Below are 23,042 nucleotides of genomic sequence, written 5' to 3'. Positions count from 1 at the left end.
TTTTTTTTAATTGCACCAACTCGGTTTATCAAGGGATTCAGATAAACAGCCACCGCTCATTCCGGCATTTTGGGCAGACGTTTTCACCGCATAAATATCGCAAATATTGCTCCGATTGGGTCCTTCCATTTTTAGTATAGCGTCGTTGACACTGGGTAAATGCTTGCAAAACAGTACCTCAGTTTGCGTATCGAATCCTGCTAAAATTTGCTCTGTGTTTTGATTTTGTTTGACTTGCGAATAATCAGATACCACGGTATTTGCTCGGCTTTTATAATTATCAAAATAGTCCTGTAGCTTTATGCGCAATGCATCAGCATTGTTGTCATTCGCACTAATTTCACCGTTTTGCACTGCCGAAATTAGTGCGTTTGCTTGTGCTGTAATTCTATCTATCTCAATCATATTAGGAATTAACGCAAGCATCCCGCAATGTGACGGTGCAGCAGCAAATTGACTATTGCAAACACTGTTTCCAGCACTGGCAAACTGTTGCGCATTAGGCATGTCAGCTTTCCACGCTGCCGTTGCTGCAGCTCTGTGCAAAGCAATCTTAAGCGCTGTGTCGCTGGCTTTTTCTGCCTGCTCAGAAGCTTGTCTTGCTAAATCAGCTAAAGCATCTTTACTGGTTTGTGCAGTGATGAAGTCACTTTGCTGCGCAGCGCTTTGTAAGGCGAGATAATAGTTGGTAAGCGCAGCGTTAGCCTGATGCAGGGATAATGATTCACACCCCGACATCATAATACTGACCGTGACAAGCAATAGTATTTGCAGCTTTTTCATGATCTTGCTCCTTGGATAAAGTTAACGACTAGCTCTTCGGTAACATCGGGAATATCTTTGCCTAATAATACTTCTGCCAAGATCACGCTAAATAGGTGTAACCACTCTTTGTTGCCATATTGTAGCGGATGTTCAGCAAAGAATGAGTTTAACTGCAGTAAGGTTTTTTTCAATTGTTCAACGTTGTTTTTAATTGCACTTACGTTGCCCGAGGTAGCCGACAGAAAGGTTGCGATTGCCTCTGTCAATGTTTGACCAAATACAACATTGTTCGCCCCTTGCTTGCTTACCGCGTCCTTAGCGACATTGAGCAATAAAATAATGAGTTCACCCGCGAGCACATCGTCAGGATCATTCGGATTGAGCTTAAATAAGCGCATGGGATTTGCGGCGGCCTCAGCAGAGGCAACATCGACAATATCCAGCCAATCTTCAGCATCGAGCAATAGAGTATCATCAGCTGCCATTGCATTGGCGATAGCAACAACTAGCCCTGATTTAACAGTGTTAGATGAGCTAAGAACCATATCAGGCGACTTGGCTATATTGGTCAGAACCAGCCGACCATATTCAAGCCATTGCTGGTCACTAAAGAGGACTTTCATACTGGTATTAGTACCCACAACATCGGCCATAGTGTTGACCAATAAAGTGACCAATTGGGTCGCCGTATTCTGCCAAGGCTTTGTCTGTCTGGCAAAGCGATGGGCATTCGCTCCGATGGTATGTAAAGCAGTCCTCGCCAACTCAATGCCGACGCTGCGATCGTAAGGAAAGGGGGTATCTTTAAGTGTATTGGCAAGATCACCGAGTAAGGCGTGGATCAATTCACTGTCTGCTTCGCCATTATTTTTAATAAACAGGTTTGGCTTTTCGGCGATAATTGACAGCAATGCTTGGTAAGTACTAATTAAACCTTCTTTTGTGAATTGCTGCTCTAAGCCTATTTCAGAGGCGGTATTGAACAATGACTGAGTTAATGCACCAAAGGCTTTGTCAGTACTGAACTTACTACCTAAAAACGCTTCTTGATTGTTAGCCATAGTTTGTAACATGGCAGAGGCGGCTGGCCCTAGCAGGGTGTCGGTCAACGTTTTTAATTCGATTTTGCCAACATCGCTATCTAGTGGGAAGGTTTCCACTAAGGGTTCAACAGTGGATTGAATCAGAGATTGAAAATGCGCTTCGGACACTATCCACTCTGGATGTTTTGCAGCGGTATCAAATCCTGCGCGCAGCAATATACCACTTAAGGACTGAAATACATCATCTTTAACTGACAAATTGCCATCATCTGGTAAACGCAATGCCAAACTGGCGGCATAAGCCGAGATTAACTTGGCCCCATTGCCACCGCCGACGATGCCGGCGTTGTTACCTACATATTCAAGCGCAATATCGGCAGCTGCCATAACAATCCGTGCGATTGGACTCAAGGGCTTCTGGCCATTGACCCATTGCTTAACCATGATCGCTCCGGCAGTGCGATTGGCCGGCTTAGTTTTATCCGGCCGGACTGACTCAATCTCAGTGATAGCCAGCAGCAGCGCATCTTGCGATTGCGGATCTGACTTAGCACCAAAACGCTGCTCGTCATCAATCCAATACGCCGCATACTTAGCCGATGCACCTTGTACGAAAGTGACGTTTTCACTGCGGCTAAAAAAGTCATTGATAAATACGCTAGGGTTGTCGGGGAGTTGATCCAGTGCAGGGAATAAAATGTCGGCACCAACAGCTGCATCCTTCAACGCTTGATTGGTAGCGCCAGAGAGGCGAATCAGTGCATTGACACCCGACAGTATTAGTTCAGAACTCATCGATTTTCTCTCCTAAGGTGGATTGCCATTGTAGCTGAGTTAAGGGCGTTGCAGATCAGTGCCTGACACTCATGTATAGGAAGACCTGATTGTATAGTTGAGATTTTAAAGAGTAACTCCTTAGTACATAGCCCACAACAGTGAATAGTCAAGCACAATCTGCAGTTTGTATATCCACATTGGTAGGCTTAACAGTGCTTCCTTGAAACGCGCGTAATGTAAGCGCATACTTAAAATGCTTCTTCTTCAAAGCCGTTGACAAGCGTCAAGAAGCGTCTTGTAATTTAATATGCTTCGCTTTCAGCATTTAAGGTTGTAAAGGCTTAACACTTGGAGTTAATTCAATGGAATTGACACTTGATGATGCTGGTAAATATTGGCTTGCGGTATTAGATGCCGCTGTTGACGGCATCATTGTAACGGACGAAAACGGTACGATAGAGTTGTTCAATGCCGCTGCGGAAATTATGTTTGGCTACAAGCAAGCCGATATAGTGGGAAAAAGCGTCGGGATGTTGATGCCTTCATCTCATATGAAATCACACGACAACTTTATTCGACATTACTTAAAAACGGGCATCACCCAGATTGTTGGGAAAGGCCGTCAAACGGTTGGGCTGAACGCAAAACAAGAGAACTTTCCTATTTATTTGAGTATTGGTGAAGTCAAGCATGCAGCTCGCAAGCAATTTATCGCTAGCGTTCAAGACCTTACAAAGCAAGAAAGTTTTCGGCGCGAGGCACAAAAACTGCGTGAAAAGCTTGCTCATATAGCGCGTTTAAACACCATGGGAGAACTCATTGCTGGCGTCGCTCACGAAATGAATCAGCCTTTAACTGCGATATCTACATACGCAAAAGCCAGCCAAAATTTTTTGATGTCCTTAGAACAATCAGATCATCCTAACGCTTCTTTAACAAAGGTTGCGGCGGCACAAGTAAAAATTGAAGACCAAGTGACTCGCGCATTATTTATGAACAATCAGCTCAGAAGTTTTGTAAAGCGAAGCGGGGGTAAACGAGAAAGAGTTAACTTTCATCAGTTGATTGCCGACACCGTTGAATTAGCCACCTTAGACACCCGCATCATGAAACATCAAATTTTACTTAAGCTCGCCAAGATCTCATCTCCTTATGTTTTTGCGGATCATGTTCAATTGGAGCAAGTCTTACTAAACCTGATTAGGAATGGTTTAGACGCCATGGAAAATCATGGTTCAAAGCTTTGTATACAAACGCATATTCGCAAAGACGGAGAGTTATGCGTAGAAATTGTCGACGACGGTTCAGGTATTGACGAAACAATCAGAGGTGACATTTTTGAGCCCTTTATTACAACAAAAGATACTGGAATGGGCATGGGGCTTCCGGTCAGTAAGACCATTGTCGAATCATATGGTGGAACCATAGGCTTTCATGCAAATAGTGAAGGTGGCAGTACCTTTTATTTTACCTTGCCGACTGTAAAAAAGGATGCATCAAACAATGAGCAATAACTATTCACAATCACCTGAATTGCCAATAGTTCATATCATTGACGATGATGATGCAGTGCTTGACTCATTAAGTTTGTTGTTTGATAGCGTCGAAATTAATGCAATAGGTTACCACTCTGGAGCAGCCTTTCTTGAGGCCTACCAAACGCCTGATTTTAACTTACATACTGGCTGCATTGTATTGGATATTCGCATGCCAATTATGAGCGGTATGGATTGTCAGAAAAAGTTAAATGAATTAGGTTGCCCCTTACCCATCATATTTATTACCGGTCACGGCGACGTTTCACTGGCGGTTGAGGCTATGAAAAACGGCGCGTTTGATTTTATAGAAAAACCGCTTCGTGAACAGACTTTAATCACGGCTGTGCAAGCAGCCATTACCCGCAGCATTCGCGACGATGAGCGTCACCAACGAGTGAAAGATACTACCAATAAAATGAATTCTTTGACCGAACGCGAGAAGCAAATACTTAACCGCGTGATTGACGGAAAGGCCAACAAAACCATTGCCAGTGAACTCCATTTAAGTGAGCGCACTATTGAAATACATCGCGCTCATGTGATGGAAAAGATGCAGGCCGGCTCATTAGCGCAGCTGGTGCGCATGGTGTTGGATGCAGCAAATACTTGATAGGGATCAAGTTCAGTCTTTGGTAAACGTGCACACTTAACGACTCAATTAACCTTCATTTATTTGAACGGAGTCATTCATGAAAGTGGGCGTGTTTAGCTGTAAACCCTATGACAAGGATTTTTTTGCAGCGCAAAACCATCATTTTGGCTTTGAGCTAGAATTTTTAGAATGCAAACTTTGCCCTGAAACTGTCGCGCTAGCAAAGCCTTTTGATGCCGTATCGGTGTTTGTGGATGATCTTATCGACAAGCAGGTGCTTGACGCCTTAAAGCAATATGAAGTTAGCCATATCGCCTTGCGCTGTCGTGGATTTTCGAATGTGGATATTGCTTATGCAAAAACCCTCGATATCAGTGTATCTAGAGTACCCTACTACTCCCATACTGCCGTTGCCGAGCATGCGATTACCCTTATTTTAGCACTCGATCGTAAACTACTGCGTTCCTACTCCAGAGCCATAGACAACCACTACGAGCTAGAGGGTCTACTGGGCTTCAATCTAAAAAACAGAACCGTTGGAGTCATTGGCACTGGCGAAATCGGCAAAGCCTTTATTCGTATTTTAAACGGTTTTGGTAGCCGAGTGCTTTGCTATGACATTGCGCCAGATAACCAAGTTGACGAGGCTGGGAATGCCTACGTTGACCTAGACACCCTGTATAAAGAGTCAGACATTATTAGCCTGCACTGCCCACTCACGCCAGACTCCGAGCATATGATTGACCACAACGCCATTGGCCTTATGAAGCCCAACGTGATGCTGATTAATACCTCTCGCGGCGGACTTTTTAATACTCAAGCATTAATTGCCGGTTTAAAAAGCAAAAAAATTGGCTATTTAGGTGTCGATATCTATGAAATGGAATCAGAAATTTTGGAAGATTCTGATGGTTGTGAGTCTATTCCCTATGATACTTACGATCGTTTGGCTACTTTTGAAAACGTGCTCATTACCAGTCATCAAGGCTTTTTTACTCAAGAGTCGCTGGAAAAAGTGACTGAGACTACGCTGGTAAATTTGCAATACTTTTTTGCTGGCAAAGTATGTAACGAAACTTATCTGTAAATAATTTGATATACGTCAACTTAGACCACATAAGAGCGCGTAGTGTTAGCAATAGGCTTACTCGCCGCGACCGAATATACATATGTAAAAACGTCTACCATAAGCGCGCGTGATTCAAGCTCTTTGAAAATACAAACACTAAGGACTTACCATGAAATTTAAGACTCCCCTGTTATGTGGCGCGTTAATCGCTTTTTTAAGTGGATGCAATATGGGCGCTGACTCCCCAAGAGGCTTTAGCTTGCCAGAAGGCGACCCCGAAAAGGGAAAACATGTCTTGATTGAACATAATTGTTTTGGATGCCATTCGCTAGACAGCATGGAGGCGGAGGTTGCCGCCACTCAAAGTGAGATCACAACGCGTGTTCCTTTAGGCGGAAGGTCAATGAAAATTACGACTTATGCAGAGTTGGTCACCAGCATCATAAATCCTTCGCATCGCATCTCAAGGGGGCATAAGGACTATACAACGGATGCTGATGGTAACTCGATTATGCCAAATTATAATCACGTAATGACCGTTGACGAACTGGTGAATGTGGTTGCGTTTTTACAGCCCGAATATGAAGTCGTTCCTTACACCTACACTCGCTATAATCAATATGGGCCGTATTAGTTAACCTGAATCCTGTTTAAGAAAGCTTAATGAATGCAGCGTTTACGGTAATTATTGTAAACGCTTTCTTCTTGTTCCTTCTGCATCTGCCATTTTAATGCAATCCATCACTCGCCTTGCAGTCACTTCATAAGGCTCATTATGAATGGTCTCGCCTTGTGCACATGCGGCTTCTGCTATTGCCATAAGCTCAGTCTCACTAAGCGCATGTATGCCGATATCAGCAAGGCAAACCGGCAGTGCAATTTGCTCGCAAAAATCAAATACGGTATCAATCATCGCGCTGGGTCGGTCGGTTAAAAACATCATGGCCTGTAGGCCAATAGCCACTTTTTCACCGTGGTAAAACGCGTGAGTATTGGGATTAACAGTTAGACCGTTATGGATAGCATGCGCCGCAGCTAAGCCTCCGCTTTCAAATCCGAGTCCGCTCAAGAGCGTGTTTGCTTCAACAATATGTTCAAGAGCAGGGATGACTACTTGGTTTTCACAGGCAAGCTTTGCATGTGCGCCAAACTCCAAGAGCGTCTCATGGCACAGATGTGCGAGTGCATATGCGCTCATGGGACCAACGCGCCCAGTCATGTTAGCGCCACGTTTAATTCGGCAGTCTTCCGCCTCAAACCAAGTCGCAAATGCATCGCCCATGCCAGCTACCAAAAAGCGCGCGGGTGCTTGGGTGATCATACGGGTATCCACAAGCACCACATTCGGGTTGTGCTCAAGAATTTGATATCGGCAAAAGCTGCCATCGTTGTTATAAATAACTGACAGTGCGCTGCACGGCGCATCAGTAGATGCTATAGTTGGCACAAGTACCACCGGGCATTTGTGTTCAAAGGCGACCATTTTAGCCGTATCCAATGTTTTACCCCCGCCAACACCAATCACAACGTTACATTGCCTAGCAGAAAAACGTGCCACCAAACGCTGAATTTCGTCGTCGCAGCATTCGCCAGAAAATGGCTCCAATAGCGCATCATTCATATCGCTAAGCGCTGACTCTATAGCGCTGCGCTGGTGCTCCATGATAAATTTGTCGGCCAAAACTAAAGCTTTGTTGCCATGATGGGCGACTTCTTCTGCAAGCACGCCCAATGCCTCGTCTCCTTGCACGTAACGGCCAGGGAAAATGGATGTTGTGATCATATTTTAACCTCTGATTAAACGCAGATACCTTGTAATGAAGTTCCACCTACTATGCAAGGTGGCAAGCTGAGAGCTGACTCAATCGTCATGCATACGCACTGCCAATACATCCTGATTCACGCCGTGTATCACCGATGTGGCCGTTGACCCTAAAAGCAATTTAATGCCACTTCTTCCATGGGTGCCTATCACGATAAGGTCGGCATGATTTTCATCAGCGATTTGCTTGATTTCATCGCCAGCATATCCGGTTTTTAAAATGGTTTGCTCTTCGCTTAAATCGAACTCTTTAGCAATATCACCCAAGCTGTCTTTTGCTCGTTGCAGCCTATCTACGTCGTCAACGTTATACTCTGCTCCGTAGAGGTAGGGCTGAATGTAAACGGTAGGTAGCGGCACGTAAACCAAGGTTAAATCTTTTGGTGACTCGCAAATCCCCAAGGCCTTTTTAATCACCTTTTGGTAATCTGCATTAATATCAATTGCGACTATGATTTTTTTGTACTGGCTCATTCCTCACCTCTGTTGTTGGTAATGCATTGCAAGTAAACGCTTTACACTAACGCTTCTTTATATCCGTGCTAAAACTAACAAGGCTTAGTTAGAGCGAACTTGACCCGCGTCAAGGTTTTGGTCTTTAAACCCGTTTGAATGTTTACTGCGCGCGTGTATTCGTGGCATAAACGAGTCATAACAGTTTAAGCCCAGTATATTTCAAGAGGAATTCGTCACACCGTAGGAGCAATTATTAAATGCATGTGCGTAAAGTATTGCTGGTTGAGGGCGCAGTTAACCTTTGCGTTGCACTGTGTAAGCTCATTATTGGTTTAAGTACACAATCCAGCGTTATTGTTGCTGACGCAATCCATTCGGCTACCGATGTGTTTAACAATGTGATTGCTTGGTTTGCAATGAATATTGCTGAACAGCCAGCAGATGAAGAGCATACCTATGGTCATCAAAAATACGAACAGCTAGCCGTTTTTGTACTGGCCTCCTTACTGGTCATTGTTGCCTTTGAAATTATGTTAAGCGCGCTTGAGCGTTTTGGACAGCCAGTTGAACAAAGTGGCTGGGGGCTTGTGTTCCTTATAAGCGCACTGGGCATTAATGTAGCGCTTGCGTTTTGGGAGCGGCATTGGGCTATTCAGCTCGATTCTGATATTTTACACGCTGATGTGAGCCATACAGTAAGTGATGTGCTAACCAGTATCACGGTGATTGTCGGTTGGCAGTTGGCTGCACGCGGATGGTACTGGGTGGATGCCGTGTTTGCCGTACTGATGTCATTTATGCTGTTTTACTTGGCATATCGCCTGTTTCGAAAAGCCATTCCTATTCTGGTGGACCAAAGCACCGTAGACGCCCAAGACATATCCCAAGAAATTGAAGGTATAGATGGCGTAATTGGCGTAACAAGACTGCGCACCAGAAGCCACGGAAAAGAGCATTTTGCAGACATTCTGGTCACTGTCCACGCAGACTTATCTTTGATTCAGTCACATGATATCGCAGACGCCATTGAGTCGCTGATGGCTGATCAATTCAATGTAAAAGATGTAGTTGTGCATGTTGAGCCATTTGGCGCACAGCATCAGATAAATATAAAGTGAGCAAAAACATATGGAAATTGTAGACTTAAACAACATAAACATTGAAGAACAACATATATGCTGTGCTATCAGTGATAAGAAATGTTTGGATGGCTATACAAAGAAAAAAGCTTGGCTGAAAAGCCAGTTTAAAAATGGATATAAATTCCAGAAAATGGATGTGCGGGGCAAAGTGTTTATTGAGTATGTGCCTATTGAACATTCTTGGCTTCCCTTGACAGGAAGCAACTTTATGGTGATTAATTGCTTTTGGGTGTCGGGTCAGTTTAAAGGAAAGGGCAACGGCAAACGTTTGTTGCAACAATGCATGGCAGACGCTCAAAATATGGATGGGATCGTGGCCATTTCGAGCGATAAAAAACGTCCTTTTATGAGTGATTCAAAATTTTTAAAGCTGCAAGGTTTCGAGGTAATAGATGAAGCGCCGCCATTTTTTAAGCTATGGGGTTTAAAAACAAACGCTAAGGCAAACTTCCCAGCCATATTGGCGAGTGCAAAACAAGGCCGATGCCCCGACGACAAAGGGATCACTGCGTATTACTCAAACACCTGCCCCTTCACCGACTTTTATACCAATCAGCTGCTTAGAGAATATGCAGAAAGTAAAAATGTGCCGCTTACCATCCATCATCTTAAAAACAAAAGCGACGGCCATCGGATGCCGATTCCGTGGATTATAAACAGCGTATTTTACAAAGGGGAATTGGTCACTCTTGAGATGAAAGCGCAACGGCATTTAGATAAAATCCTCATCTAAAAATTAGCATAGCGTTGGCTCACTCGTTAGACTCAATAATATCGTTGCGTGAGTAAAATACCTTATCTATTGTCAAGGCCACCGGCTGCCCCGAAAGCGGCATTGCCCCAGGCGTTGCATGCAGTGATTCAGTCCAATGAGTTCTGCCTATGGTACTTAAAGTTCTAAAACAACACATAGCTTGAACAAGTAACATGTTGAGGTTAGGATTTTCTTATCCCATAATCCAGCTTTCAGTATCAAGGTCTAGATCACTCGTTTGTTAGGAGCGAATTTACTTCAATACTCTCTGTAAAACCTTAATTTGAAACACGCGAAACAAGCCTTAAAATCAGTTGTTACAGAGGATAGTATATAGCTTTAACATTACCTATACTTGCATGGCTCTCGGTCAACCAAATATAGGTAACCCTCGATAAATGAATGACTAAAATAATTAAGTGTTAAGCATAAGTTAACTAACGATCCTCTCTTGGTTAAAGTCATAATATTGATAAAACTACACAAACGAACGTATCAAGGCTCGTCGCTCAGATTCTTATATCCCTCGGGGATAGAAACACCATTATCTTGTAATTTCTCGATATAGCTGTTCCCCAGAGATAATTCTTGTGAACGCTCAATGACTTGCAGCATTAATTTATCTGATTCATAAAACGCTGCAAGCCCCTGACTCAAGAAATAATCGAATAACTCTGCTCGTTCTGTGTTTAACAATGCATCTACCAGAGCATTAGTTCCAGAGCTGCTTTCCAAAGTTATATCCATACCCAGATTCTGAAGAAGTTTAATATCCTCTAAGGACTTGGTAGTCACAACTAAAGAAACATGCTCGCCTGTAAATTTAGCCCCTCTGTTTAGCATTTCGTTGAACACGCTCAGTGGAGCATCTCCTGTAATTGCGCGCGCAAGAAATAAGTCAGCCATTTCCGGGGTTTGCAGTGAAAGCGTATCATAGCTGCGTAGAAACGAATCATAATCTTCCAATTTTTCGGTCGAGAACATAGAACCTATCATTTCAACATATTCCCTAGAGTCGTCGTCTAAATCCTTTATCGAGATTTCAGTGTCATTAGCCTTTTCAGATGTCGGCAATTGCATGTAGTCGCCAACTCTAGAAGAATCAACCCCATCAAGAGAGGCATCATGCTGTAGTCTATCACGTTCGGCATTAGTTAGATCTGGGGTATCGTTGTAGGAACTCTCGACTTGATTGGCATTGGATTCATTATGATCAGTCGTCGCATAGGTGTTCAGTTGACTCACCAAATAAAAAACGAATACTGCACTCGTTAAAGTCAAAATCAGCATCGTGTAAAAAAACTTTGACCTAGACTTTGAATCATTTGCATCGCCGAATTTATCGAATAGAACCAGTACCAAACTAACGAACGCTACGCCCATCGATAGATATAAGATTGAAATCGTATTTTCGTAATCGAGTGGGGATTCACCACCAAGAATAATCAGATAAAAAATCGTATATAAAACCCCAACATCTACTATTCGCCCCAAGCATAATGTGTTAGGTGATGACTTTTTATTAAAAATTCGCGCGTAGATGGCCATTGAAATACTGGGTATGAAATCATCGAATTTTTTTTGTGCTTGCTCGCTAACCATCAAATTCTCCTGAATCATTGACGTTAATCGCACTTCGCTGCATCTTCAGCTTTTTTGATATCGGCTCTTTCAACAGCTTGAGCTGCGGCTTGCTCGACAAATGCAACACATGCGCCTCCGACTAGCACGCCCGCTGGCACAGCTCCCACCCCACCAGTAAACATCGCGGCAAGTGCACCTGCAGTTAACCCAGAAACACTACATGCAAATAAAGCGATGGTTCGCGTTTGACTTATCTGACTTATCACACTTGCGTGGTTTCTTTCCACGTTAACAATGCATTGCTCTGCCGGGCTTATTGGAGGAGGAGCACCAACACCGCCACCAGGGTTAGTACCACCACCACCGCTACCGCCACCTCCACCGCCGCATCCACCAATACAAGGATTGAATGAGGGGTCAGGTCTAACGCCAGGTGCCTCTATACACTCTACATCAGCTGGGCAGTCTTCTGCGCTTGTATCTGCAATGTAGTCGGTTGTACTCAATTCACTAGCATGTGAGCTAAAGGAGCCGCTGACCATTAGCAGAAGAATACTCAATAGTATTCCTGCTGATATTTTGGAAATTACGTTAGAGTAAAAGATGGGATCAATTTGGAGGGTTTCTTGAATATGTTTCATTATTTTAAAATGTCCTTATTTAAGTTGTTAGTATATAATTCATACAAATACAATTCGTGTCAATATTTTATACAGAAGCATTAATAATATTACTGAGTCAAAGTAGTAACATAATGTTTACAATAAAGTTTTTTAGCGTGTTTGTTCTAATTACTCTGCCCATACGAGCCTATTCCGTGTTTTGTATCTGAATCGTTCTCGAAATAAGTGTTAAAATAGTAGTTGAAGCTTAAGTTATGAAATTAGTTTTGTTGATTAACTTGAATGTTCGTTTTACTGTTTAGGTTTGTGCATGCGGATAAAGTAATCTTGAGCGCTTATTCCGAACCTTGTAGTGGCAGAATAAACCCGTACACCTTTTTAAGTGGTAGCATTACACTTACAGAAGAGGCTTCCAACGGAAAAGAGAAAGCGCCGGTCATTCAGCCCGGAATTTAAAAACGATGCGGCTTGCTTAGTCTTAGATCAAGATTACCCATATACCGAGGCCAGTCGAGCGTTAGAGGTGCATGAAAACACCTTTCGGATTTGGGTAAAACAACTTGAATCAGAGCGTATAGGTATTACGCTTAAATCGAAGGCTTTAACCGCCGAGCAGCAGCGTATTCAGGAGTTAGAAGCCAAAGTTAATCGGTTAGAGCGAGAAAAGTCGATACTTAAAAAGTGTATGGTCCGCCGCCATCTGTCAAAGGATTCTTTTGTTATTTGACTATTTGGGTCAGCACAAATGTATTCGGACTGTTTGTGAGCTTTTTAATGTTGCTAGCTCTGTCCTTGGTGAAGATCCGCGCACTTCTAGCCTTAAAAGGCCAATGAGCTTCTAGAGCATACTTTTTTAGTCAGGCTTTAGAAGTGACGGTCGACCGCTTAGTCATCTTATCGCTTCCCTATGAAGGGGATAGTTATGCCAATATATAATTTTCGTTCTTGCGTAAAATTGCCCAAGTAATCCGAGCGAGTTTATTGGCTAAAGCTACGGTTGCTACATTAAACGTCTTGTTCTGTTGCATGAGTGTAATCCAGCCACCAAATGCAGTATCACTGTACTTGTGTTTGAATCGCAGAATTGAACGAGCACAATGCACTAACAAACAGCGCAACTGCTTATTTCCTCGTTTGCTTATTCCAAGCAGCTTTTGTTTGCCACCCGTTGAATGCTGTCGAGGGGTTAAGCCAAGCCACGCTGCCATTTCTCGCCCATTGGTAAACCTACTTGCATTGCCAACCTCAGCGACCATACTGCTCGCAGTATGTATGCCGATACCAGGGATGGTTAACAGTCTTTGGGAATTTTCATCTTGAGAGATGTAAGCGTCAATGCGCTTCTCAAGTGATTTGATTTGTTCATTGAGATATTGATAATGCTCATATAAATGGTGAATTGATTTACGTAGCTCTGGAGGCAGTTCAATTTCAGAATTTGCCAGTAATTCTGGAACACGTCTTATTGCTGGATGGCCTTTTCCATGATTAATACCAAACTCTAATAAAAAGGCACGAATTTGCGTCATACAAGCTGTTCGTTGTTTAACAAAGCTATCTCGTAATTTATGAGTAACTAGTGCACTTTGCTGTTCAACAGATTTGATGGGCACGAATCGCATATTTGGCCGAATTGCCGCTTCTGCTATAGCATCTGCATCAATAAAGTCGTTCTTATTAGTCTTAACGTAAGCCTTTACGTATTGCGGTGGCAACAGTCGAGTATCATGGCCAAAAGACCCAACCTTTCTCACAAGCCATTGAGAGCCAGGGCAACTCTCCATGGCCACAACGCAAGCCGGTAATTTGCTGAGATATGATATAAGTGCTTTTTTAGTGAGCACTTTTTTGTATATTGTTCGCCCTGTCTCGTTATGACCGATAACGTGGAAGTTTGATTTGCCTAAATCGATACCTAAAACCTTGATGTTAGCCATGATAATTACCCTAATTAAAATAGTGAATGTTAAATGTACACCTTTTTAGACTTTGGCGGAGCATCTCATTAGGCTACCGTCCGTGACGGACTAGTCTTTTGATGTCAGACGATCTGAACTCCACGCGCTAGTAGATCGATTAAGGGAGCATAAATCGACAGAGCTCGTGTGCTCAGCGTTAGGTTTGGGTGTGACAAGCTACTAGGAGCGTAAAAAGCGACGCCGCCTCATTGATGCCAAGCGCCGGATTTTACGAGCAAGAGTAAAGCGCTTATTTGATAAAAGCCATCAGTCCGCAGGCACTCGAACGATCGTAGCGATGCTACGAGATGAGGGACTTGAAATGGGCCGTTTTAAGGTTGGCGCCTTGATGAAAGAACAAGGCCTGACAAGCAAGCAGCCCGGAAAACATGCTTACAAACAGGTGAAGGTTGAGCGACCAGACATTCCGAATTTATTAGATCGGCAGTTTGTACCGGAGCAGCCTAACCAAGCTTGGTGCGGTGACATTACCTATTTGTGGACGGGTGGCGCTTGGCATTATGCTGCTGTTGTCATTGACTTGTATGCACGCAGAGTAATTGGTTGGAGTCTATCAAAGAGACCTGATGCTGAGCTGGCATCAAGAGCGCTAGATATGGCTTACGAGCAACGTGGTAAGCCACAACATGTGCTGTTCCATAGTGACCAAGGCTCACAATATGGAGCGCGTAAGTTCAGACAGCGCCTGTGGCGTTATCGCATGACACAAAGCATGAGCCGACGCGGTAACTGTCTTGACAAACGCCGATGGAGAGAGTAATTAGAAGCTTAAAATCTGAATGGATGCCGTCTATCGGATATCAATCAGCGAATGAAGCAAAACGAGATGTAGGTTACTACCTAATGAACTATTACAACTGGGAACGACCGCATCAATTTAACGATGGGCTGCCGCCAACGAAAGCTGAGAAACTAGCTAAATCGGTGTACGGATTTTGTTGACCACTACAAGTCATTGATCGTTTATCCTGTGTTTATTAATGACGAGATTTTAGAGGCTGTACTTAATAATTGAAGAACGGTCTATTTTGATCGCTTACTCTGTGATGGTGCACTTTTCGCAGTGTGAATCTCACTTAACTTCAAGCCGATCAGTGCCTTCGTCGATATTAGTGATTGAGAATTCGTTACGCGGCATGTTATGAAAACATACGCCGTAATCATCCAGCTTCGAGTTGATTAAGATTAGCTCTTTTACAAGGAAGGCTTCAGAGATAACTGGCTAGGTGTATGAACCTAAACCAGTTATTTGCTTCGGATTTTAACCTTAACTTCATTTATCAATCGCCATTCATACATTCTTCAGTAAAAATTGCACTCGGCGTGATGGTCGCAGGATCAATTCGACGCATACTCAAAGTACTGTCTCTCAATGCAGCTGTTTTCATTAATATATGAACTCATCCAAATGCCTGCTACTTGGTTTTTTTCGAAGACATCGGCATATTCATTGAACAATACCACTATTGAAGCCTCGAATGAATGCTGTGCGACTTTCGGAATTTCAATATCAGAAATTGGCATCATATTATTTCGTATATTAGATTCATCGATAGCCGCAACAAGCTGTTTCACATTTTGATCAATTTTAGAAAGAGCGTTTTCACTCAATACAACGTTAGGAGCAAGCTCTTTGTTGAAAATGGGATTATCTCGAACAAGCTGCAAGTACGCAAGCAATGCGGAGGTGTCCTTCCTAGAAAGTCCGTAGTGAATATATGTTAATGCGTTAAGAATTTTTTCTTGAATATCCATCGTCATCGCACCTTTTTCCTCATAATCAAAACTCGCATATAGAAGTTCCATCGTCGTGAGGGTTCTCAAACTGCTTGCGGTATCGCCAAAATGCAAGAGCTTTCTAGCAGCTTCAACCTTTTCTGTCGGGTTTATACTCGGGTTGTCTACGATCGCCAACAGCGCGTATCGGTCATTACTATTAGCGGACGCCCTTAACTCTCTAAGAGACATTTCTCTATATGGAGCCAGAAGGTGCTCGTTATTTCCGTTTGATGTCAAAAAGGCAATGGCGGGAATTGAGCTCGTCCCAGAATTGACTGCATCAACAAAAGGGTTCGTCATAGAAATATCCCCGCGTTGCACATCCCATTCACTCTTCAGCTCTAAGTATCTCACGATTTGGTCATCAGCGAGCTCAGTAACTGCAAAACACCACTCGTCTTCGACTCGACCATCTTGATTCTCAGGATTCACAAACAGTGATGAACTTTGATCACTATTTTTAGGTTGACTATCATTAGCGGCGTTTTTTTGAATTTGCTTCGCAACAATACTTTTAAGTTCGCGCTCTCCTGATTCATTGTAGGTATCTGGATTGATAACATTTTTGTCGCTCGCACTATCCATCCCGATAAGCAAGATTACGCCGATAACGGATAAGCCAAGAATCACACTTAATATTTTGAATCTGTACATTAGATTATTACTCCTCTACCATTCATTCACGGGCAGCGAGTTATTGCTAGGTCGCGATTTGCAGCGCAACTTTCGTATCCCGCGTCTCTGTTTGCGAGGCTTGTATCGATACATTGTTGCCTACCACCCTCAATAGTGATTCCAAATATTGTAATATCTGGGGGCATAAGACTACAGATTTGTGAAACCTGTCGTGCATGCGAATTCGCAAAACCTGAGCGACACAACGAGTTCTGTGCATTTGCAGCATTAACACAATCTCTTCGCTCTTCTTCTGGGTCAGGGTCTTCTGGCTCAGGAGCGGGAGGAAGTGGTGGACCAACTGGACCTCCAGGGGAGCCACCGCCACCGCTACCACCGCCGCCACCTCCGCATCCACCAATACATGGATTGAATGAAGGGTCTGGTCTATAACCGGGAACTTCTATACACTCTGTGTCAGCGGGGCAATCTCCTGAGTTAGTTTCGGCAGCAAAATCAGGCGTTACTCGTTCATTAGCGTATACATTTGATGAAACGACACTCATTAAAAGCAGTATGCTCAATACGCCCGCGCTTACAGCAGTCTTAAGTGCATCTAGACGGTTAGTGGTAGGTGCTTGATGGTTGTTGGTTGTTGGTTGTTGACGCATTTTTCATATTATTTAAATATCCTTATTTAGTTGCATAAGCAAAGTTATAGTATGTTTCCGAATTGTCAAGAGATAATATTCTAGAATTCCTTGGAAGTAATTGAAGCGTGTGTTTAAGACTCCCGCTAAGAAAGCTACCTTATTAAGGCGAGCTCTAAGGCGTATTTTGTATGAATGCTGATGATTTAAAAGTGCATTTCGCGCAGCATTATAAATGAGTGAGAATTTCAATCCCTAATACTATTACAAGTATGTCTTTAGCTATTGTGCCATATACTCCGCCATATCCTTGACCACTTTCAAACGACTCGGCTTATCTTTAAAAATGTAATCTATCGAGCGCAAGCTCTGCTTATCTTCTACGCGGTCGGTAAAGAAAACACCGTTTAGATGATCTATTTCATGCTGAATGAGCCCTGCTTCCTCACCTGATAAGCTAATTTTATGCTCAGTGCCTTCCTCGTCTAAGTACTTAACCTTCACTTGAGCATGGCGCTGAGTCAGGCCTCGCAAGTTATAAAAGCTAAAACACTCTTCTTCAAATTCGAACAGCGTCTCGCTCGTTTCGATAAGCTCTGGGTTAATCATAGGCACAAAGTCGCCATCTAAGCGCAGCAGCACCATGCGAATTGCCTGACCGACCTGGGGGGCAGAGAGCGCATTGCCGTTTTCATCAGAAATCGCTTTGATGCCGTCTAAGGTTTCTTTCATGAAGCTCAATGTATCTTGAACGCGCTTGCTGCTGATGTCTTGTTCGCTAATCGCTTGAGATTGCTCACGCAAAATAGGATGGCCGAGTTGTTTAATGCGCATGGTGAATCCTCTTATTCCAGTTTCCGCTGTGCTGCGCTTGGCAGTCTTCTTCGTTGTCTAGTATCATGCGATTAATCATAGCATAGTCGCGTTTGCAAACGCGTTAGCTCAATGCCACCTTGCGCCTTAATACATTCTATTGCATGAGCAAAAGAGTGTTGAAGGTCAGTATCCGCTATAACCAATGTCATGGACGCTTTTGAGTGAAGACATAATGTAAAATAGTAATTGAGGAAACAGGTTATTACGCGAATATGTTTCTCAATAATAGAAAAAATATCTTGACAGTTGTAACAAAAGGCTAAATTATATTTGTGAAATTTTAAAAGGATCTTAAAAAATGAAGCAACAAGCAACAAGCAACAAGCAACAAGCAACAAGCAACAAGCAACAAGCAACAAGCAACAAGCAATTAGTTAACCGTCAAGAACATAAATTAGCGCCGCTTAACTTAAGCTTCTTCAAAAGCGCCATATCTCCCACTCTTCTTATTTTTCTACTAGCCCTGATAGTTTCCCCTGTAACTGCATTTGCAACAGACAAAAACGCACCTGACGCAGTAGCCGACGTTTCAGGAGGCGACTGCCCTAGTGAAACTGAATGCATAGAAGTTGTTGGCGAAAGGCCCGACCCTGTAATCAACCCATGCATTGGTGGATGCGGTGGTGGAGGTGGCGGTAGCGGTGGCGGCGGTTCTCCGGGAGGTCCAGTAGGCCCCCCTAATCCTCCATCTGACCCAGACCCAGGCGATGAAGATGAAGATGAAGATGAAGATGAAGATGATGCGAGAAGACTGTGCCAGTTAAACGCTAACGTTGCCAAGCATCAATGCCGTACAAGAGCTGCAAATACTTATGCCAGAGGGTTGCGAGAAAATTGCAATCCAATGATGCCAGACATTACTATCTTTGGAGAAGATTTTAGTACTGATTTGTACGAACGTTGCGTTACCTCGCATCAGGCGGATCGAGACGCTAGCTTTGAAGCGTGCGATTCCTCTCACGCTGGCGATATTAGGTCTTGTGGTTAGTTGACAAAGGACAAATTATGAACAAAAAAACAGTTCTTTTATTTGCAGCGTTAGCTGGATTGTGCTTTTTAACTGTGATGGCCTTCATAAGGTTCTCTACAAGTTTTTATGACAGCCCACACCTAAATACGGAACAGCTCACGCCAAAGACCGACACGCAATCGCATGAAACAACTATTGTCGAAAGCGAAAATGACACGAATTATGCGCGAAAGGGGCAGCTTGGGGTTGAAGAGCAAAATAAACCACAATTAGTTTCCCGCAACACAAAAAGCAATTTAGAGGACTCTTGGTGTATCGCATTCAATGATCTTAAAGAATCGGAGCTTTTTAGATTTATCCAAGCAAGAAATGAATGGGATCTCCAGCGCGGTTCACTGATCGTCGAAGCAAAAGAGATTGATACTTACGGCGCCAATCCTTTTCTCGAATACAGCGTTGAGTCAGCTGGTAACGCTCATCTTATTGAGCCATATCTTACTATAAGTGCTGAACGGTTGGAAGAATTGGCTGAAGAAGGGGATACGTTCGCTATGACTGCAATCCTTAAAAAAGATGACGGGGTAGATATTGATGCCAAGCGTAAGTACGCCGAACAACTTTTGATACGGGGGAAGACCGCAGAAAGTATACCCACGCTATTATCAATAGTGTTAGCAGAAGCAGAGTTAGAATTTCAATACGAAAAGACTATAAACGACTATATCAAGCAAAGGATTAATCAAGCGCTTGTTTATACTGAGTTTGGCCTTAGTCAGCTTGACCCCAGTGGTCTAACTGCACTCATATCTATAGCTGAAGGAAGCGAAGCGTTGCAAGGTGCTCTGGCGCCAAGTGTTTTGTTTTCTGACAAAGAGTTAGAGAATATAGCAACGAATGCGCTCGCACTTGAGACGTCACTTGATTTGGAACGAGAGAAAATATACTTGGAACCAATCAGCTTCACTGAAAAACCGCCAGTGGCAAAGAAAATTTACGATGCAACGATAGCGATAGTTTTGTGGGAATCTAGCGGCACCATAGGTAACTTGGGGCTTGACAAAGTGTGGGCAGAATCACATTTGCAACAAAACGATTGTATGACTCGCCACATTGCTCGTTTACAAGGAGAGGAGTAAACGCATAAGGAAGAAAAACTGTGTTATTATTCATAAGACTGGATGACTAGTATTATTGAAATAAAATCTATTTTTGAAAAATTCTGGTTGACAATCTCTGGCGAGAAAATCTCTTTTCGTCTCATTAGCATTAACGAGTTGTTTAATGCGCATGGTGAATCCTCTTATTCCAGTTTCCGCTGTGCTGCGCTTGGCAGTCTTCTTCGTTGTCTAGTATCACGCGATTAATCATAGCATGATCCCGCTCACTGCCAGTAAATTCGATGCCAACTTGCACCATATTAGATTCAATTGCTTGAGCAAAATAGTGTTGCAGGTCAGTATCCGCATTCCCCGTTGTCATAGACGCTTTTGTATCAAAAATACAATGCACCATTAAGCTTTGAGGAAAACGTGAAAAATCAGCTCGATGCGTCAGCCACTGAAAACCTGTGAGGTCAAATTTGGCTTGTTCACACACTTGTGTAAGCGCTTTTATAAGCCGTTTTTCTAGCTTCTTTTCTGACTTTCTCATGTCTTAATAATCGATTTTGCCCCGTAAGATTTTTTTGGTGCCAACGCGTTTTTTGCTATCCACACGCTTCTTTTTTGCATTGAGGCTTGGCCGCGTGGGCTTACGTTTTTTTGGTTCAACCATTACTGAGCGTATAATGTCCTTCAAACGCTTGATCGCATCTTCTTTATTTAGCTCTTGAGTGCGGTAACTTTGCGCCTTGATAATTAGTATGCCCTCTTTACTAATGCGCGAATCCTTCAGCGCAAGCAGTCGGGCCTTATATTTATCGTCTAAGTGACTTTGGTGAATGTCGAAGCGTAAATGAATGGCGGTAGACACTTTATTGACGTTTTGTCCGCCACTGCCCGCGGAGCGTATAGCGCTTAGTTCGTAGTCACTTTCATCGATATGTACGGGGGGTTTAGCGTTTGTCATCGTCGGCTGTTTCGGATATGTATGACTTCGTCACTTTTAAAGAAGCGGTGGCCACGCTCACTTCTGCAAAAAAACTTAGCATACCAAAAGACAGTAAAACCACCGAGCTGGCAAACGATCCTAATATCCATGCATCCAGTCCAAGGCTAAAATAGCCTTCAACCATGATCAAAAATATATTGATGCACACAATAACCGCAGCACCTGTGAGTAGGTTAACCGCCGTATTTGCCCAGCGCATGCGCCTAGAAAGTGCTTTTAGCTCGTGCTGACGGGCTAAGGCAACGCAGTTTTTTTCGGGTGATTCAAACCAGCGTACTCGATCAACAATACGAGACAGTCTTGCGGTGATGACATTCAAAAGCGTGCCTATACCCACAATTAAAAACACGGGTGCTAGGGCAGTCTGAATGAGCATGAGCGCTGCATCTGTAGCTTGCACGAGCTTTCCTTTTTATGAATTGGGCCTTACACCCAACAGATGGCCAAGACTGTTGATTATGCCGCTTTTTGCGCCATTTCACGAATTTTACCCACAATGGCGCGCAAGCCGTTGCCTCGAGTGGGGGTAATATGACGCTCTAAGTCAAGCTCGGCAAAGTAGCCATCAATATCAAACTGCAGAATGTCTTGAGGTGACTGGTTGTTATAGGCCGCAAGAACAAGCGCTAGCAGTCCTTGCACAATCACGGCATCGCTATCTACTTCAAATTGAAACTTACCTTCGATTTGCTGGGCTTGAAGCCATACACTACTTTGGCAACCCTTAACTAATTTATCGGGCGTGCGCGCATCTTCAGGCAAACCCGGCACGTGCTTTCCCAAGTCGATGATGTATTGATAACGCTGTTCCCAATCGTCGAAAAACGCCAAATCATCAATAATCTCTTCACTTGTGGGTAACTGCATGCTGGTTCCTGTTTATTCTTAACTGGGTATCGCCTTTGTCAGGCAAGGGCTAGAAAGTGCTTCTTTGTTCGCGTCACTTTTGCGTATCTAAGTCATTATAGCGCGCTTAAAAAAACAGTCCCGCTTCGAGCTGAGCTTCTTCGCTCATCATTTCACGAGACCAAGGTGGGTCAAACACTAGCTCGACTTTCACCTCATCCACAAAGGGCACCATGTTCACTCTGTATTCAACATCACCTACCAGCACCGGTCCCATGCCGCAACCAGGCGCCGTTAGCGTCATGTTGATATTCACGCACTTTGCGTTTTGGTCAATGGTTACATCATAAATTAAGCCTAGAGAAACAAGGTTAATTGGGATCTCAGGGTCAAACACGCTTTCAAGCGCTTCCCAAACTTGCTTTTCGTCTATGTTACCGTCGGCGGGTGTTTCGAAAGACAAATTCAAAGATTTGCGACCGATTGCCTCAGCATCAGTGCCGTCAATTCGATACATATTTCCACGCCAAGTTACGGTGTAGTTTCCGCCTAAGTCTTGCGTGATGTTGACGAATTCGCCTTTGGGAATGGTTGCTGGGTTGCCGGCAGGGACCAATCGCGCTTTACAGTCACGCTCGGTGACGACCATTTTTTGTTGCATACTGCTTTTGATTACCCTTTATTATGTTTTGGCGCTAGCCTACGTTGAAACTTTCACCGCAGCCGCACTCGTTGACTACATTGGGGTTGTTGTACTGAATAATGCCATTCACGCCTTCTTTTACGTAGTCAATTTCGGTGTCTCGAATCAAAGCCACCGCATCTGATGCTATGGCAACGGTTAGATTATCGCTGAACTCAATCACTTCGTCGCCGTCTTGAGGTGCATCGGCGAAATCAAGCACGTAAGCATAACCTGTGCAGCCGCTCATCTTTGTTGAAAAGCGAATAATGCTATCCGGCTTAGATTGAAGTTTATTTTCAAAATGACGGATAGCGCTGTCGGTCATCGAAATTACTTGGGTATTGGGAACAAACGTTTCTACACTCATC

General features: G+C 43.5%; 24 protein-coding genes and 2 pseudogenes. 10 read left to right on the top strand and 16 right to left on the bottom strand.

The genetic code is table 11. The features are described 5' to 3' along the window. Positions 1 to 6: 6 nt before the first annotated feature. Both PN836_RS14295 and PN836_RS14290 read right to left on the bottom strand, forming a co-directional pair. Positions 7 to 783 (bottom strand): hypothetical protein, encoded by a 777-nt coding sequence (locus PN836_RS14295; protein ID WP_395339394.1) that lies wholly within the window; start codon positions 781 to 783, stop codon positions 7 to 9. Further along, positions 780 to 2,603 (bottom strand): hypothetical protein, encoded by a 1,824-nt coding sequence (locus PN836_RS14290; protein WP_395339392.1) that lies wholly within the window; start codon positions 2,601 to 2,603, stop codon positions 780 to 782. Before PN836_RS14290 ends, PN836_RS14295 begins: the two co-directional genes overlap by 4 nt. Before the next feature lie 344 nt (positions 2,604 to 2,947). Here PN836_RS14290 and PN836_RS14285 point away from each other — a divergent pair, with 344 nt between their 5' ends. From PN836_RS14285 to PN836_RS14270, 4 genes are all read left to right on the top strand, one after another. Continuing rightward, positions 2,948 to 4,099: a two-component system sensor histidine kinase NtrB gene (locus PN836_RS14285; protein WP_395339390.1), complete on the top strand. Its 1,152-nt coding sequence runs from the start codon at positions 2,948 to 2,950 to the stop codon at positions 4,097 to 4,099. Next, positions 4,089 to 4,733 carry a response regulator transcription factor gene (locus PN836_RS14280; protein WP_395339388.1) on the top strand — a complete coding sequence of 215 codons (645 nt, stop codon included), beginning with the start codon at positions 4,089 to 4,091 and terminating at the stop codon, positions 4,731 to 4,733. Before PN836_RS14285 ends, PN836_RS14280 begins: the two co-directional genes overlap by 11 nt. A gap of 79 nt (positions 4,734 to 4,812) precedes the next feature. Beyond that, positions 4,813 to 5,802 (top strand): 2-hydroxyacid dehydrogenase, encoded by a 990-nt coding sequence (locus PN836_RS14275; protein ID WP_395339387.1) that lies wholly within the window; start codon positions 4,813 to 4,815, stop codon positions 5,800 to 5,802. A 151-nt stretch (positions 5,803 to 5,953) separates the two neighbouring features. After that, on the top strand, positions 5,954 to 6,418 hold the full coding sequence (locus PN836_RS14270; protein ID WP_395339385.1) for a c-type cytochrome: 465 nt from the start codon (positions 5,954 to 5,956) through the stop codon (positions 6,416 to 6,418). Between the two features lie 51 nt (positions 6,419 to 6,469). Here PN836_RS14270 and PN836_RS14265 read toward each other — a convergent pair whose 3' ends face one another. Together PN836_RS14265 and PN836_RS14260 are read right to left on the bottom strand one after the other, a co-directional pair. Then, positions 6,470 to 7,567, bottom strand: a complete 1,098-nt coding sequence (locus tag PN836_RS14265) for a glycerol dehydrogenase (protein ID WP_395339383.1) — start codon at positions 7,565 to 7,567, stop codon at positions 6,470 to 6,472. A 78-nt stretch (positions 7,568 to 7,645) separates the two neighbouring features. Beyond that, positions 7,646 to 8,080 (bottom strand): universal stress protein, encoded by a 435-nt coding sequence (locus PN836_RS14260; RefSeq protein ID WP_395339381.1) that lies wholly within the window; start codon positions 8,078 to 8,080, stop codon positions 7,646 to 7,648. Between the two features lie 239 nt (positions 8,081 to 8,319). On the opposite strand from PN836_RS14260, the gene PN836_RS14255 reads away from it, so the two are divergent. Together PN836_RS14255 and PN836_RS14250 are read left to right on the top strand one after the other, a co-directional pair. Beyond that, complete coding sequence (locus tag PN836_RS14255; RefSeq protein WP_395339379.1) at positions 8,320 to 9,180, top strand: cation diffusion facilitator family transporter; 861 nt, start codon at positions 8,320 to 8,322, stop codon at positions 9,178 to 9,180. A 10-nt stretch (positions 9,181 to 9,190) separates the two neighbouring features. After that, complete coding sequence (locus PN836_RS14250; protein WP_395339377.1) at positions 9,191 to 9,937, top strand: YoaP domain-containing protein; 747 nt, start codon at positions 9,191 to 9,193, stop codon at positions 9,935 to 9,937. A 516-nt stretch (positions 9,938 to 10,453) separates the two neighbouring features. Here PN836_RS14250 and PN836_RS14245 read toward each other — a convergent pair. Both PN836_RS14245 and PN836_RS14240 read right to left on the bottom strand, forming a co-directional pair. Then, entirely contained in the window at positions 10,454 to 11,560 is a 1,107-nt protein-coding gene (locus PN836_RS14245; protein WP_395339375.1) for a hypothetical protein, read from the bottom strand. 23 nt (positions 11,561 to 11,583) lie between these two features. After that, positions 11,584 to 12,183, bottom strand: coding sequence for a hypothetical protein (locus PN836_RS14240; RefSeq protein ID WP_395339373.1), 600 nt, complete (start codon positions 12,181 to 12,183; stop codon positions 11,584 to 11,586). Between the two features lie 364 nt (positions 12,184 to 12,547). On the opposite strand from PN836_RS14240, the pseudogene PN836_RS14235 reads away from it, so the two are divergent. Further along, positions 12,548 to 12,847 (top strand): annotated as a pseudogene (locus PN836_RS14235) (transposase); the annotation flags it as partial. A gap of 238 nt (positions 12,848 to 13,085) precedes the next feature. Here PN836_RS14235 and PN836_RS14230 read toward each other — a convergent pair. Continuing rightward, complete coding sequence (locus tag PN836_RS14230) at positions 13,086 to 14,102, bottom strand: IS110 family transposase (RefSeq protein ID WP_395339371.1); 1,017 nt, start codon at positions 14,100 to 14,102, stop codon at positions 13,086 to 13,088. A gap of 94 nt (positions 14,103 to 14,196) precedes the next feature. Between PN836_RS14230 and PN836_RS14225 the strand changes: the two are divergent. Continuing rightward, positions 14,197 to 15,086 (top strand): annotated as a pseudogene (locus tag PN836_RS14225) (IS3 family transposase); the annotation flags it as partial. Positions 15,087 to 15,482: 396 nt separating this feature from the next. On the opposite strand, the gene PN836_RS14220 reads toward PN836_RS14225, so the two are convergent. From PN836_RS14220 to PN836_RS14210, 3 genes are all read right to left on the bottom strand, one after another. Beyond that, a complete protein-coding gene (locus tag PN836_RS14220; protein WP_395339369.1) occupies positions 15,483 to 16,577 on the bottom strand; it encodes a hypothetical protein in 1,095 nt (364 codons plus the stop codon). A 26-nt stretch (positions 16,578 to 16,603) separates the two neighbouring features. Next, positions 16,604 to 17,209: a hypothetical protein gene (locus tag PN836_RS14215; protein ID WP_395339367.1), complete on the bottom strand. Its 606-nt coding sequence runs from the start codon at positions 17,207 to 17,209 to the stop codon at positions 16,604 to 16,606. A 261-nt stretch (positions 17,210 to 17,470) separates the two neighbouring features. Next, a complete protein-coding gene (locus PN836_RS14210; RefSeq protein WP_395339365.1) occupies positions 17,471 to 18,022 on the bottom strand; it encodes a peptide deformylase in 552 nt (183 codons plus the stop codon). Between the two features lie 340 nt (positions 18,023 to 18,362). On the opposite strand from PN836_RS14210, the gene PN836_RS14205 reads away from it, so the two are divergent. Further along, positions 18,363 to 19,052 carry a hypothetical protein gene (locus PN836_RS14205; RefSeq protein ID WP_395339364.1) on the top strand — a complete coding sequence of 230 codons (690 nt, stop codon included), beginning with the start codon at positions 18,363 to 18,365 and terminating at the stop codon, positions 19,050 to 19,052. Next, positions 19,043 to 20,170: a hypothetical protein gene (locus tag PN836_RS14200; RefSeq protein ID WP_395339362.1), complete on the top strand. Its 1,128-nt coding sequence runs from the start codon at positions 19,043 to 19,045 to the stop codon at positions 20,168 to 20,170. The genes PN836_RS14205 and PN836_RS14200 overlap by 10 nt, the downstream gene beginning before the upstream one ends. A gap of 142 nt (positions 20,171 to 20,312) precedes the next feature. On the opposite strand, the gene PN836_RS14195 is transcribed toward PN836_RS14200, so the two are convergent. From PN836_RS14195 to PN836_RS14170, 6 genes are all read right to left on the bottom strand, one after another. Next, positions 20,313 to 20,684 carry a Fis family transcriptional regulator gene (locus PN836_RS14195; protein WP_395339360.1) on the bottom strand — a complete coding sequence of 124 codons (372 nt, stop codon included), beginning with the start codon at positions 20,682 to 20,684 and terminating at the stop codon, positions 20,313 to 20,315. Positions 20,685 to 20,687: 3 nt separating this feature from the next. Next, the gene (gene arfB, locus PN836_RS14190) at positions 20,688 to 21,101 is read right to left on the bottom strand and encodes an alternative ribosome rescue aminoacyl-tRNA hydrolase ArfB (RefSeq protein ID WP_395339358.1); all 414 of its coding nucleotides are present in this window, start codon (positions 21,099 to 21,101) and stop codon (positions 20,688 to 20,690) included. Next, positions 21,088 to 21,543, bottom strand: coding sequence for a DUF2721 domain-containing protein (locus PN836_RS14185; protein ID WP_395339356.1), 456 nt, complete (start codon positions 21,541 to 21,543; stop codon positions 21,088 to 21,090). Before PN836_RS14185 ends, arfB begins: the two co-directional genes overlap by 14 nt. Before the next feature lie 56 nt (positions 21,544 to 21,599). Continuing rightward, positions 21,600 to 22,010: a SufE family protein gene (locus PN836_RS14180; RefSeq protein WP_395339354.1), complete on the bottom strand. Its 411-nt coding sequence runs from the start codon at positions 22,008 to 22,010 to the stop codon at positions 21,600 to 21,602. Between the two features lie 106 nt (positions 22,011 to 22,116). Beyond that, positions 22,117 to 22,650, bottom strand: a complete 534-nt coding sequence (sufT, locus tag PN836_RS14175) for a putative Fe-S cluster assembly protein SufT (protein ID WP_395339352.1) — start codon at positions 22,648 to 22,650, stop codon at positions 22,117 to 22,119. A gap of 34 nt (positions 22,651 to 22,684) precedes the next feature. Next, positions 22,685 to 23,041: a HesB/IscA family protein gene (locus PN836_RS14170; protein WP_395339350.1), complete on the bottom strand. Its 357-nt coding sequence runs from the start codon at positions 23,039 to 23,041 to the stop codon at positions 22,685 to 22,687. Position 23,042 lies beyond the last annotated feature (1 nt).

The organism is Ningiella algicola (assembly GCF_028401415.2).
Classification (GTDB): Bacteria; Pseudomonadota; Gammaproteobacteria; order Enterobacterales; family Alteromonadaceae; genus Glaciecola.
Note: the sequence above shows the minus strand (reverse complement) of the source record. Positions and strands in the feature narration are given on the sequence as shown.

What these genes read in the sequence shown, in the direction of transcription:
- PN836_RS14295 (WP_395339394.1), bottom strand. Translation starts at nt 783, where the DNA reads ATGAAAAAGCTGCAAATACTATTGCTTGTCACGGTCAGTATTATGATG.
- PN836_RS14290 (WP_395339392.1), bottom strand. Translation starts at nt 2,603, where the DNA reads ATGAGTTCTGAACTAATACTGTCGGGTGTCAATGCACTGATTCGCCTC.
- PN836_RS14285 (WP_395339390.1), top strand. Translation starts at nt 2,948, where the DNA reads ATGGAATTGACACTTGATGATGCTGGTAAATATTGGCTTGCGGTATTA.
- PN836_RS14280 (WP_395339388.1), top strand. Translation starts at nt 4,089, where the DNA reads ATGAGCAATAACTATTCACAATCACCTGAATTGCCAATAGTTCATATC.
- PN836_RS14275 (WP_395339387.1), top strand. Translation starts at nt 4,813, where the DNA reads ATGAAAGTGGGCGTGTTTAGCTGTAAACCCTATGACAAGGATTTTTTT.
- PN836_RS14270 (WP_395339385.1), top strand. Translation starts at nt 5,954, where the DNA reads ATGAAATTTAAGACTCCCCTGTTATGTGGCGCGTTAATCGCTTTTTTA.
- PN836_RS14265 (WP_395339383.1), bottom strand. Translation starts at nt 7,567, where the DNA reads ATGATCACAACATCCATTTTCCCTGGCCGTTACGTGCAAGGAGACGAG.
- PN836_RS14260 (WP_395339381.1), bottom strand. Translation starts at nt 8,080, where the DNA reads ATGAGCCAGTACAAAAAAATCATAGTCGCAATTGATATTAATGCAGAT.
- PN836_RS14255 (WP_395339379.1), top strand. Translation starts at nt 8,320, where the DNA reads ATGCATGTGCGTAAAGTATTGCTGGTTGAGGGCGCAGTTAACCTTTGC.
- PN836_RS14250 (WP_395339377.1), top strand. Translation starts at nt 9,191, where the DNA reads ATGGAAATTGTAGACTTAAACAACATAAACATTGAAGAACAACATATA.
- PN836_RS14245 (WP_395339375.1), bottom strand. Translation starts at nt 11,560, where the DNA reads ATGGTTAGCGAGCAAGCACAAAAAAAATTCGATGATTTCATACCCAGT.
- PN836_RS14240 (WP_395339373.1), bottom strand. Translation starts at nt 12,183, where the DNA reads ATGAAACATATTCAAGAAACCCTCCAAATTGATCCCATCTTTTACTCT.
- PN836_RS14230 (WP_395339371.1), bottom strand. Translation starts at nt 14,102, where the DNA reads ATGGCTAACATCAAGGTTTTAGGTATCGATTTAGGCAAATCAAACTTC.
- PN836_RS14220 (WP_395339369.1), bottom strand. Translation starts at nt 16,577, where the DNA reads ATGTACAGATTCAAAATATTAAGTGTGATTCTTGGCTTATCCGTTATC.
- PN836_RS14215 (WP_395339367.1), bottom strand. Translation starts at nt 17,209, where the DNA reads ATGCGTCAACAACCAACAACCAACAACCATCAAGCACCTACCACTAAC.
- PN836_RS14210 (WP_395339365.1), bottom strand. Translation starts at nt 18,022, where the DNA reads ATGCGCATTAAACAACTCGGCCATCCTATTTTGCGTGAGCAATCTCAA.
- PN836_RS14205 (WP_395339364.1), top strand. Translation starts at nt 18,363, where the DNA reads ATGAAGCAACAAGCAACAAGCAACAAGCAACAAGCAACAAGCAACAAG.
- PN836_RS14195 (WP_395339360.1), bottom strand. Translation starts at nt 20,684, where the DNA reads ATGAGAAAGTCAGAAAAGAAGCTAGAAAAACGGCTTATAAAAGCGCTT.
- arfB (WP_395339358.1), bottom strand. Translation starts at nt 21,101, where the DNA reads ATGACAAACGCTAAACCCCCCGTACATATCGATGAAAGTGACTACGAA.
- PN836_RS14180 (WP_395339354.1), bottom strand. Translation starts at nt 22,010, where the DNA reads ATGCAGTTACCCACAAGTGAAGAGATTATTGATGATTTGGCGTTTTTC.
- sufT (WP_395339352.1), bottom strand. Translation starts at nt 22,650, where the DNA reads ATGCAACAAAAAATGGTCGTCACCGAGCGTGACTGTAAAGCGCGATTG.
- PN836_RS14170 (WP_395339350.1), bottom strand. Translation starts at nt 23,041, where the DNA reads ATGAGTGTAGAAACGTTTGTTCCCAATACCCAAGTAATTTCGATGACC.